This is a genomic window from Herbaspirillum huttiense (assembly GCF_004367745.1).
Taxonomy (GTDB): Bacteria; Pseudomonadota; Gammaproteobacteria; order Burkholderiales; family Burkholderiaceae_D; genus Herbaspirillum; species Herbaspirillum huttiense.
The window spans coordinates 3905767-3916466 of record NZ_CP037993.1; the positions used below are offsets into that span (position 1 = coordinate 3905767).

General features: G+C 60.5%; 11 protein-coding genes. 7 read left to right on the forward strand and 4 right to left on the reverse strand.

The genetic code is table 11. The annotated features are described in order from the left end of the window. The first annotated feature begins 51 nt into the window (after positions 1-51). The 7 genes from E2K99_RS17520 (at position 52) to E2K99_RS25580 (ending at position 6732) form a co-directional block, all read left to right on the forward strand. The gene (locus E2K99_RS17520) at positions 52-885 is read left to right on the forward strand and encodes a branched-chain amino acid ABC transporter permease (protein ID WP_134223040.1); all 834 of its coding nucleotides are present in this window, start codon (positions 52-54) and stop codon (positions 883-885) included. Further along, positions 878-2689 carry an ABC transporter permease subunit gene (locus E2K99_RS17525; protein ID WP_134223041.1) on the forward strand — a complete coding sequence of 604 codons (1812 nt, stop codon included), beginning with the start codon at positions 878-880 and terminating at the stop codon, positions 2687-2689. The genes E2K99_RS17520 and E2K99_RS17525 overlap by 8 nt, the downstream gene beginning before the upstream one ends. Beyond that, positions 2686-3393, forward strand: a complete 708-nt coding sequence (locus tag E2K99_RS17530; RefSeq protein WP_134223042.1) for a branched-chain amino acid ABC transporter ATP-binding protein — start codon at positions 2686-2688, stop codon at positions 3391-3393. The genes E2K99_RS17525 and E2K99_RS17530 overlap by 4 nt, the downstream gene beginning before the upstream one ends. A 123-nt stretch (positions 3394-3516) precedes the next feature. Continuing rightward, entirely contained in the window at positions 3517-4518 is a 1002-nt protein-coding gene (locus tag E2K99_RS17535) for an asparaginase (protein WP_134223043.1), read from the forward strand. A 9-nt stretch (positions 4519-4527) separates the two neighbouring features. Beyond that, the gene (locus E2K99_RS17540; protein ID WP_134223044.1) at positions 4528-5688 is read left to right on the forward strand and encodes a transporter substrate-binding domain-containing protein; all 1161 of its coding nucleotides are present in this window, start codon (positions 4528-4530) and stop codon (positions 5686-5688) included. A gap of 4 nt (positions 5689-5692) precedes the next feature. Further along, a complete protein-coding gene (locus E2K99_RS17545; protein WP_199725133.1) occupies positions 5693-6334 on the forward strand; it encodes an ANTAR domain-containing response regulator in 642 nt (213 codons plus the stop codon). Positions 6335-6579: 245 nt separating this feature from the next. Next, positions 6580-6732 (forward strand): hypothetical protein, encoded by a 153-nt coding sequence (locus tag E2K99_RS25580; RefSeq protein WP_158601286.1) that lies wholly within the window; start codon positions 6580-6582, stop codon positions 6730-6732. A gap of 187 nt (positions 6733-6919) precedes the next feature. Here E2K99_RS25580 and E2K99_RS17550 read toward each other — a convergent pair whose 3' ends face one another. From E2K99_RS17550 to E2K99_RS17565, 4 genes are all read right to left on the reverse strand, one after another. Next, a complete protein-coding gene (locus E2K99_RS17550) occupies positions 6920-7906 on the reverse strand; it encodes a formylglycine-generating enzyme family protein (protein WP_166675140.1) in 987 nt (328 codons plus the stop codon). 165 nt (positions 7907-8071) lie between these two features. Continuing rightward, the gene (locus tag E2K99_RS17555) at positions 8072-8629 is read right to left on the reverse strand and encodes a TetR/AcrR family transcriptional regulator (protein WP_121045231.1); all 558 of its coding nucleotides are present in this window, start codon (positions 8627-8629) and stop codon (positions 8072-8074) included. A gap of 9 nt (positions 8630-8638) precedes the next feature. Beyond that, positions 8639-9109: a nuclear transport factor 2 family protein gene (locus E2K99_RS17560; RefSeq protein ID WP_121045233.1), complete on the reverse strand. Its 471-nt coding sequence runs from the start codon at positions 9107-9109 to the stop codon at positions 8639-8641. Positions 9110-10080: 971 nt separating this feature from the next. Further along, complete coding sequence (locus E2K99_RS17565; RefSeq protein ID WP_240733745.1) at positions 10081-10689, reverse strand: hypothetical protein; 609 nt, start codon at positions 10687-10689, stop codon at positions 10081-10083. Positions 10690-10700 lie beyond the last annotated feature (11 nt).

Genomic DNA, 10700 nt, shown 5'->3' on the forward strand with positions numbered 1-10700 from the left:
ACGCCGCCGCGGCCATGACCGCGGCGGCCTGAGAAACGAGAGGAGAGCGCCATGGCGCTATTGCTGGATATGCTGACGACGGCCGCGATGCTGTTCGTCGTCACCGCCGGACTGATGATGATCTTCGGTGTCATGAAGATCGTCAATTTCGCCCACGGGGCCTTGCTGACCTTGGGCGGTTACGCCAGTTACGTAACCACGCGTCTGCAGCTCGATCCCTGGCTGGGATGGCCGCTGGCGCTGGTAGCCGGTATCGCCGTGGGCATGCTGGTCGAAGGCATGATCGTTCGCCGCCTGTACAAGCGGCCGCTGGACGCCATCCTGGCGACATGGGGACTGAGCATCGTGATTGGCCAACTGATCGTGATGGCCTTCGGTCGCGAGGTGCAGTTCGTCAACGCACCGCTGACCGGGACCTGGAACATCCTCGGCGTCGACTACTCCGCCTACCGCCTGTTGCTGGTGCCGCTGGCGCTGGGCATCTGCCTGCTGCTCACGGCGCTGCTCAACGGTACGGATTTCGGCGTGCGTACCCGCGCAGTGATCATGAATGAGGAACTGGCCAGCAGCCTGGGCATCCATTCCGGCCGCGTACGTTTCGTCACCTTCAGCCTGGGTGCCGGACTGGGCACACTGGCCGGCGCGATGATCACGCCGCTCTCCAGCGTCGACCCCAATATGGGACTGCCCTGGCTGATCAGTGCCTTCATGCTGGTGATGATCTCCGGCCACTCCATCCTGAGCCTGCTGCTGGCCTGCATGGTATTCGGTGCTGCGCAGGTGCTGGTCAGCACCTACGCCAATCCTGTGCTCGGCGGTCTCACCATCGCCGTCCTCGCTGCAGTGACCTTGCGTATCCGACCGAAGGGGCTGGCCCGTGCGTAACTCCTCTCATTCTTCCGCCGCACCTTCCTCACGGGCAGGTGCCGCACGCGTACGCCATTCTCTGCGCAGCGTCTTGCTGTTCGTCGGTGTGGGCCTGCTGTTGCTGGCTGCCGGGCCGTGGATCTTCGACACCTACCTGCAAAACATCCTCATCAAGGCCTATTTCATGGCCATCGTTGCGATGACCGTCGATATTCTGTGGGGCTATACCGGCTACCTCACGTTCGGCCAGTCGGCTTTTTTCGGAATCGGTGCCTATGCCGCCGGACTGGTGTTCACGCATGGCGGCTTCAGCCCTGTCACGGTCATGCTGGCAATCGGCACCACCATCGCCGCCGCAGCAGCGGTGGCGGCGCTGGCCGGATGGCTGTCGTTCTATCGCGGTGCGTCGCCGTTCTTCGCCACCGTGATTTCGCTGGTGTTGCCCATCGTGCTGACCCAGCTGCTGCTGTCGGGTGGCAGCTGGACCGGCTCCAGTTCCGGGCTGACCGGTTATGACAGCTTCGATTTTTCCCTCGACGCCTGGTATTGGATCTCGGGCGGCATGCTGGCAGTGGCTGCGCTGGCCGGCTGCTTGCTGGTGCGCTCCGATGCCGGCCGCCTGCTCGCCGCCATCCGCGACAATGAGCAGCGCTGCAGCTATCTGGGCATCAACACCTCGCTGGTGAAAATTACGCTGCTGGTGGCCATGGCAGTACTGGCCGGTCTGGCCGGATTCGGCTACGGCGCTTTCAGTGGCGTGGTCGCACCCGAGCTGGCCGGCTTCGCGCTGGGCACGGAATTCATCATCTGGGTCGCGCTGGGCGGGCGCGGCAGCCTGTGGGGACCACTGATCGGTGCCGTATTGATCAACGTTGCCACCGCCTATCTCAGCAGCAGCATGCCCTTTGCCTGGCAATTGATCCTGGGCGCAGCGTTCATCCTGGTGATCGTACTGCTGCCCCAGGGCCTGGTGCCGCTGCTGTTGCGCCCCCTTGGCCTGGGCCGCGCAAGCGCGCATCAGCCGGGCCTGGAAGAATGTGCCGGCGTGACCGGCGGCGATGCGCAGGCGGAGGCGATCCGCATGCAGGGAGTGGCCCGCCACTTCGGCCCGCTGAAGGTGCTGCGCGGCATCGACTTCGCCGCCCGTGCCGGCGAGCTGGTCGGGCTGATTGGTCCCAATGGAGCCGGCAAGACTACGCTGATGCGCTGCATGAGCGATGGTGCCGAGCGCAGCGCCGGCAGCATCGCGCTGTGCGGCAGCGACATCGGCCAATTGCCGCCGGAGGACTGCGTCAGCCTCGGGCTGGGACGCAAGTTCCAGAACGCCAATATCTTCGACACACTGACCGTGGCGCAATGCCTGCGCATCGCCCGTGCGCGGCTTGAACGGCCGGCCCTGTTCCGGCGTGCGGACGTGCTGCATCTCCCCCCTTATGCCTTGCACGTGATGCGCGCCACCGGTCTGGATGAGAAACTCGACAGCGTCGCCGGGGATCTCTCCCACGGCCAGCAGCAGGCGCTGGAACTGGCCATGGTGTTGGCGCTGGAGCCCCGTGTGGTGCTGCTGGATGAACCTACCGCCGGGCTCACCAAGGCCGAGCGTACGCAGATCGGCGGGGTACTGTCTTCGCTCGCGCTCAAGTACCGGCTGTGCTGCCTGCTGGTGGAGCATGATCTTGATTTCGTGCAGCAGATCGCCACCCGCATCGTAGTGCTGCATCAAGGTGCGATCGCCATGGAAGGCAGTTTCGATGAGGTGGTCAATTCGGAACTGGTCAACACCATTTATTCAGGCAGTACCCACGCAACGGAGGCGCAATGAGATCATCGGCACTGGTGTTGGACGGCATTACCAGCGGCTATCGTGCGTCGGTCGTGCTGCGCGGCGTGTCGCTGGACATCGCGCAAGGCGAGGCCGTAGCCCTGCTGGGCAAGAATGGCATGGGCAAGAGCACGCTGCTCAAGACCATCATGGGCTACCTCGGCAAGCAGGGCGGTGCGATCCACCTGCACGGGCGCAACATCACGCACCTGGCACCGCACCGCATCGCCCGCCAGGGGGTGGCCTATGCGGCACAGGAGAACGCCCTCTTCGCCGAACTGAGCATCGGCGACAACCTGCGCCTGGGGCTGGCGCAGCCGGCGTTGTTCGAAGAGCGCTTCGCTGCCGTCGAACCCCTGTTCCCGGTGTTTCGCAGCCGGCTGCAGCAATACGCCGGCACCCTCTCCGGCGGTGAGCAGAAGATGCTGTTGCTGGCACGCGCCCTGATGATGCGGCCCTCGGTGATCCTGCTGGACGAGATCACCGAAGGCTTGCAGCCCTCGGTCATCGACCGCCTGGCCAACGCGCTGCAGGAGGAGCGCAGGCAGCACGGCACCACGCTGCTGCTGGTTGAACAGAACGTGCCCTTCGCGCTGCAAGTGGCGGACCGCTACCTCATCATCAAGCAGGGCGAGCTGGTCGAGGAGGGCCCCGCCAAGCGCGACGGCGCGGCAGAACTTGTCTTCGGGCACTTGCGCGTATGACGTGGGCATGGGTTGCGCCGCTTGTCCCGGCACCGGCTCTGTGACGATAATCGGTGCGATCCCCCATCCCGCGTGCCGGGCCGCTGCGGCCGCGGGCATATTTCTTGCCAACCATTCGATGCCATGATGAGTTCAGCCCAATCCAACCTGCCCCTCTGCGTTTACATCTCCACCGGTGGCACCATTGCCATGAAAATCGACCCGGTCCGAAAGGCGCCGGTGCCCGCCCTCTCGGGCGATGAGCTGCTGGCCACCGTGCCCGGCATCCGCGCCATCGCGCAGCTGGAGGTCGTCAATCTCTTCAACGTACCGTCCGGCTATATGGATCCGCCACGCTGGATCGCCCTGCAGCAGGCTGCCGCAGCCGCGCTGGAGCGCCCGGAAGTGGACGGCGTGATCGTCTCCCACGGCACGGATACGCTGGAAGAAACCGCGTGGTTCCTTGACCTGACTCTGGCCAGCGACAAGCCGCTAGTGCTGATCGGTGCGCAGCGCAATGCCTCCAGCCCGGATTTCGACGGACCGCGCAATCTGCTCAACGCAGCGCGTGTGTGCGCCAGCGCGCAAGCGCACGGCCTGGGCGCGATGATTGCGATGAACAACCAGATCAACGCCGCCCGCGATGTCAGCAAGACCCATACTGCCGACGTCGAAAGCTTCAAGTCCGGTGATTTCGGCGTGCTGGGGGTAGCCGATGAAGATCGCGTGGTTTTCGCGCGCCGGCCGATGCGCCGCCAGCATCTGCCCTTGCTCGGCGGTACTTTGCCACGGGTCGAGATCATCCCCGTGTTCGGCGGAGCCAGCGGTGACTTGCTGCGCGCTGCGGTGACGCTGGGCGCAAGCGGGATCGTGATCCAGGCGCTCGGCTGCGGCAACGTGAATGCCGACATGTACGAGGCAATCCGGCACGCCACCGGACAGGGCATCCCGGTGGTGATCTCCACCCGTGTGCCCCATGGCCGCGTATCGCCGTCCTACGGTTTCGACGGAGGCGGTGCTACCCTCAAGGCTGTCGGCGCAGTCTTCGCCGATGACCTGAGTCCGCAGAAAGCCCGTATCCTGCTGATGCTGGCCCTGCAATCCACGCAAGACACGGACCGCTTGCAGGCGCTGTTCGACCGATAAGGACCGACCATGAATACCACTTCATCTCAGGATACGCGCGTGCGACAGGAAGATGGCTGGCGCATTGGCGTGCTGTTTTCTCGGTCGGGCGCAACCGGGGTCACGGAATCTGAACACTTTTTCGGGACCGCGCTGGCGATCGAAGAGATCAACCAGCTCGGTGGTGTGCTCGGCCGGCCCTTGGTGCCGGTGGCCTACGACCCCAAGGGCGACATCACGGAATATCGCAAGCTGGTCACGCGCCTGCTGCTGGAGGACGAGATCAACGTGGTATTCGGCTGCTCGCGCTCATCCAGCCGCAAGGCGGTGCTGCCGGTCATCGAACGCAACAACGCACTGCTGTGGTACTGCTCCTTCTATGAGGGTTTCGAGTATTCACCCAACGTGATCTATACCGGTGCCGTCCCGAACCAGAACAGCGTGCAGCTGGCCGCCTACCTGATGCAGAACAAGCGCACCCGCTTCTTCCTGGTAGGTACCGACTACATCTATCCGCGCGAATCCAATCGCGTCATGCGCGACATGGTGGAGCAGCATGGTGGCGAGATCCTCGATGAAATCTACCTGCCGCTGGAAGCCGGCCGGGGCGAACTGGAAGAGGTGCTGACCGACATCAAGGCGGCCCAGCCCGACGTGGTGTTTTCGACGCTGGTGGGACAATCGGCGCGGCTGTTTTACCAGCTTTATCCCGAGTTCGGATTCGATCCGACGACCACACCGATCGCCAGCCTCTCGATGGCGGAGGAAGAGATCCGCCTGATCGGTGCCCGGCACTGCGCGGGCCACATCACAGCCGCGACCTATTTCGGTTCGCTGGACAATGAGAGCAACCGGCATTTCCTCGCCCTCTGGCGCAAGCGTTTCGGCGACCGGCCCACCAGCACCTGGTCGGAGATGGCTTATGCCCAGGTCCACCTGTTTGCGCGCGCCCTGCAGCGCGCAGGCAGCCTGGACCGGCGCAAGCTGGTGGAGGCCACTCATACGGTGTCATTCGATTCGCCTGAAGGGCGCATCAGTGTCGACGCAGACAACAATCATTGCGCCCTTACCCCGCGCATTGGCATCTGCCGTAGCGACGGACAGTTCGACATCGCCTGGGAAGCGTCGGAGCCCGTCAAGCCGGACCCCTATCTTTCCACTTTCGGCTTTTCCGGTTTCTGGTTGAGGTAAGGTCATGGGACAAAGCCTTCGCCGACTTTACGAGGACCTGCGCAGTATCTGCGTAGCCGTCGTCTATCCGCCCGGAGAAGACCGGGACGTAGTGATCCAGCAGTTGCAGCGCATCGGCTGCCGGCTGCGCGTGATCTGGCCCAGTCCAACGGAGCCGCCGACCGGAGCCGACGTCATTTTCTTCCAGATATCGCAGGAGCTCGAAGGACGCAGCGGATGGAATGCCAGCGCCGTGGATGCGGCCCTGGTCGCCTTGTCCGACTATGAAAGCCCGACCACCTTGAAGCTGTTGCTGGACACCAAGGCACACGGTGTGCTGACACGTCCGTTCCGCTCGCAAGGCATCCTGAGTACGCTGGTGCTGGCGCGCTCTTCACAGGGTTTTCAACAACGGCAGCAGGCCAAGATAGACAAGCTCGAATCGACCATCAAGTCACGCCGGCAGATCGAGAAGGCGATTCGAGTGCTGGTTGAATACCAGAAGCACAGCGAAGAAAGCGCTTACCAATTCATGAGGGAGCGTGCCACTGGCCTGCGAGTGACTGTCGCGGAAGTAGCAACGATGCTGTTGGAAACCCAGGATGCGATGGAGAAACTGGGTTTCCTTGCAGCGGGAAAGGGGAAGAACCCCGGTGACGGGGTATAACGATGACACTCCTGTAGTGCGATGAACAGACGGCGTTCAAGCAGGTGAAACGTTCGTCCGTTCTTCGCCGGAGGGAGAGTTTTTCTTGCTTGAGAATCTCAACCCACCCACTCCCTCCGCGCGTTGCTGAACGCCCCCATTTCAACTGAAACACGTCTCCGCTCCGCTGAAATCCGGTTGAAACCCCCGAGGATCAAGCTTCACCCATACCAGCCGCACCGATCCTCACCCAACCGGAGAACACCATGCGCATCCACGCTACCTGCCTCGTCGCTGCCCTCATGTCCCTTGCTGCTGCCGGCAATGCCGCTGCCACCACCATCTGCCGCTATCGTGCCGACGACGGCCACTGGTTCATGCACATGCTGGAAGCGCTGGCCAACATCACTTACTGCTGAGTCTCGCAGTCACCCTCACCGGAGCAATCACATGGACTACTTCATCCACTCTGCGTTCGACCTGATCTGCTCGGACGTGCCAACCATCGTCGCTGGCTTGTTCGTGAAAGTGATTTGACGTCCTGCGCTACTGAGCCATTCTGGCCGGATGCGGAAGCCGACGCGCTGGCAGCCCCCGACGCCATTTTCAATGCTGAACTTCCACATCCCGCACCAGCCTGATCCCCACCAGCGTATAGCGCGTACTGACGGTATTCCAGTTCCGGAAGGCACACCGCGCATACAGTGACCAGGTATGCCTCGAGCCACCGCGCCGCACCTTGGTTTCACCGCTGGCCGGCCCGCGCGGGTCGGCCAGCGGTGAACGCGCATAGGTCTCTTCGCCATACCAGTCGGCGGTCCATTCCCAGGCATTGCCTACCATGTCATAGAGCCCGAAGGCATTCGCGGGGAAACTACCCACCGGCGAGGTGAAGGCGAAGCCGTCGTGACTCTTCAGCGCGCGACCGGCCATGCGTGGCCAGTAGGGAGCAGCGTCGGCATCAAAGGTGTTGGCGATCTGACTCAGGCCCTCCGGATCATCGCCATTGGGATAGCGCGTCGTCGTCCCCGCGCGGCAAGCGTATTCCCATTCGGCTTCGGTCGGCAGACGATAGTGCGCGTGCTCTTTCTCACTGAGCCAGGCTGCAAGGGCTGATGCATCATTCCAGGTGACGTTGAGTACCGGATGATCATCGGCCTGGGGGAAGCCGGGGTTTTTCCAGCTGTATTGCGGGCTGCGGCCTTCGAATGCGTCTTTGCGTTCGGTTTTCTCAGGATCGTAATGCGGGTTGTAGCCGTAACCGCCAGTCTGATCGCGAATGGATTCCGGGGTATAGCCCGACTCGGCTACGAATTTCGCGAACTGGGCCACGGTGACCAGATGCTTCCCGAGATAGAACGGATGGGTGATCAGCACCTTGTGCCGCGGCCGTTCATCGTCGAGATCGCGCAGCCGCCGCTCCTCATAATCCGGATAGGCCTGCTTCAGCGCGGCCAGCGACTCCTCGGTTCCCATCCAGAATTCGCCCGCCGGGATCAGCACCATCTGCATGCCAATGGAGTTTTCCATCGTCACAGGCGGTTGATTTTTTTCCTCTGCAGAGGCGAACAGGCATGTCGACCAAAGCAACATCGCCGTCCATCTGATGAATCGGTGTTTCAAGGTCCCCCCCCTTGTATCCGCAGTTGTCATCCTCGTTGAAACTCAAACACCAAGTACAAGGCCTGTCCGATCACGGATAGCGCCCAGAACAAAACGGCAACCCCAAGCCATTGCATTCACCTGCTGGACGGGAGATCAGCCCAACAGCCGCTTCTGGAAACGCTTCAATGCATCGGCAAACACATCGGTACTGTCCAGGGCGCGCGCCAGCACCAGCGCCCCCTGTATTCCGCCCACGACCTCCTCGGCCAGCGTTCTGGCTTCCTTGGGCTTGCGCCCGGTCCGCACCAGGGCGGACGCGAGCGCATCGATCCAGGCGATGAAGTAATCACGCACCATCACGGCAAAGCGATCGCGCTCATTGCCCAGCGCAAATACGCCGACCAGGCAGACACGCTGCCCCGAGAGGAAATAGCGGCTGACGTCGTCGAACATGGCCTTGATGCCTGCCACGGCATCGTCACGCTCGTTCAACGGCTCGAACACATGCTGCCGGAACCACGCATCCACGTGGCCCAGCACGGCTTGCGCCATCTCCTCCTTGCCGCCCGGGAAAAAGTGATAGATGCTCCCCTTGCCCAGCCTGGTCCCTTCGCTGATGCGCGCCAGGCTCGCCCCCTCGAAGCCATAGGTGCGGAAGACTTCCGCCAGCAGGGGGATCACATCGTCTTTTTCCGCAATGACTCTAGCCATTCATTTTCCTCAGATACCGAAATCGCTCAGCCCGGGATGATCCGCCGGGCGCGGGCCACTATTGTCCCACAGGAATTTGCGTTCTTCCGGCTTGATCGGATGCTCGTTGATGCAAGCGTGACGGTGATGCATCAGGCCCTGCGCATCGAATTCCCAGTTCTCGTTGCCGTAGGCGCGATACCACTGGCCGGAATCATCATGGTACTCGTAGGCAAAGCGCACGGCGATGCGCGCACCGTCGAAGGCCCACAGCTCCTTGACCAGACGGTAATCCAGCTCACGCGTCCACTTGCGCTTGAGCAGCGCGGTGATGGCTTCACGGCCCTGTGCGAATTCGGCGCGATTGCGCCACCAGCTGTCTTCGGTATAGGCCAGTGCAACTTTTTCGGCGTCACGGGTATTCCAGCCGTTTTCGGCAAGACGGACTTTTTCGATGGCGGTTTCACGAGTGAAAGGGGGAAGCGGCGGGCGAATCGACATGATGTTTCTCCAATTAGTGTACCTTTCAGTACCGTATGTACTGTTCGGTACACACAATATAGACCGATCAACTTTGATTGACAAGCGATTTCTTGACGGACGTCGTCTTGCCGGCACAGCTTGAATACAGCCTGTGCAAGACTAGGAGAGTATTGCGAGGAGGTTTCTCGGTAGGTCCCAACAAAAATTCCTGCTCGAAGGAGCAGGAATTTGCGTTACAGCATTAGGTGGAAAAAGGAAAATCTAACGTTTTAATGCGTCAATTCGATCCGGAGACTTTGGATGACCAGTCGATGGGCACGATTGGCGTGCCAGATGAATGGCTGACTAGAGTCTATTCTTTGCGCGATTGTTGGCGTGCTGACGACGACCTTAGCCCTCAGATTCCTGTCAAGCAGCGATCTCGCTAGATTCAAATCAGCAACTATTGCAGCACCATGCACCATTGGCTCCGCGGCTGAACGTACAGTATTAACGAGAAATCCAAGACAGTCTTCAGGGAGGTCTGCAGCAAGGTCGGAGGGCGATTTCCAATGATCCGAAAGCGAAAAATTAAAGGCGATATCGAAAAGTAGAAGACCTGACTCGAGTTGAATATTCTGGTTTTCGTCAAGTCGTAGAGTGAGGCAGATGGTCTCTTTAGACTTTATCTGGTTCTCATGGATAAATGATTCTATATAGGCCGAAACTTGTTCAACCTCAAAAGTTAGTATTGTTGGTAGGAAAAAGTCTCCACTCATCGGTAGCGTCTCATATTTTCGTATCGGTTGCGTATCGTCTGCGCGACGATTCTAATGCGCAAGTGAAACTCTGTAAGTCTCTGGTTCTGCTTTATCCAGATTGAAGGAATCAATGTCAAAGGACGCCGGCAGCGACGGTTCCCGATGAAAAATAATTCGTGAGATAGAGAGCTACTCACCGCAAGTGTATTACAGACCGCTGTTTTTTTTCTAACACCTGGGACTAATGTCTTAGCGTTTAGCGCGGAGAAATATTTGCTGTTGAGACCGAGCCACATTCATACCCGATGCCACCAATATCGCCGAAGCTGCCCAGCACCAGAATGCCGGGTACTGGGTGAACTCTTTCGCAAAGAGGGGAGCGAACAAGGTGTCCACGGCCGCCAGCGTAAAGAACAAAGAGCAGCGTGGATGGCTGATCAGTGGCCCCTTCCAGGCGATGAAAAGGGAAACGATCATGCCGGCGTTGACCAAGGCGTAACTGCCCATCCAGATCAGTTGCGGTTCCAGTCGATCAAAGATGGACATCAGGAAGACGAACGAATAGATCAGGGCCGCGTATCCCAGATCAGTGTTCTGCAAAGGAAGGAACAGCGAGATCATGAACAGCACCCATCCCGCCACCACCAGATAGCGCGCCTTGTTCAGATGTGGCGTGGTGGCAGAATTATCGGGATTGGCGTTGTGCATGGACGTCGATGGCTCCGGATCGAAAAGTTGAAATGCTTCCGTACTTTGTTGGCAGAAGACCGATGGAAAAGCGGAAGGTTCTTCACCTTCAGAAATCTGGTTGACTCCGTAGTTCTGCTTGCCGCCGTGGCCATCGCCCAATTCATTCACTACGGATGCAA

Bases quoted from the DNA above. Each gene is read 5' to 3' on its own strand.
- E2K99_RS17520 (WP_134223040.1), top strand. From the start codon at position 52: ATGGCGCTATTGCTGGATATGCTGACGACGGCCGCGATGCTGTTCGTC.
- E2K99_RS17530 (WP_134223042.1), top strand. From the start codon at position 2,686: ATGAGATCATCGGCACTGGTGTTGGACGGCATTACCAGCGGCTATCGT.
- E2K99_RS17535 (WP_134223043.1), top strand. From the start codon at position 3,517: ATGATGAGTTCAGCCCAATCCAACCTGCCCCTCTGCGTTTACATCTCC.
- E2K99_RS17540 (WP_134223044.1), top strand. From the start codon at position 4,528: ATGAATACCACTTCATCTCAGGATACGCGCGTGCGACAGGAAGATGGC.
- E2K99_RS17545 (WP_199725133.1), top strand. From the start codon at position 5,693: ATGGGACAAAGCCTTCGCCGACTTTACGAGGACCTGCGCAGTATCTGC.
- E2K99_RS25580 (WP_158601286.1), top strand. From the start codon at position 6,580: ATGCGCATCCACGCTACCTGCCTCGTCGCTGCCCTCATGTCCCTTGCT.
- E2K99_RS17550 (WP_166675140.1), bottom strand. From the start codon at position 7,906: ATGTTGCTTTGGTCGACATGCCTGTTCGCCTCTGCAGAGGAAAAAAAT.
- E2K99_RS17555 (WP_121045231.1), bottom strand. From the start codon at position 8,629: ATGGCTAGAGTCATTGCGGAAAAAGACGATGTGATCCCCCTGCTGGCG.
- E2K99_RS17560 (WP_121045233.1), bottom strand. From the start codon at position 9,109: ATGTCGATTCGCCCGCCGCTTCCCCCTTTCACTCGTGAAACCGCCATC.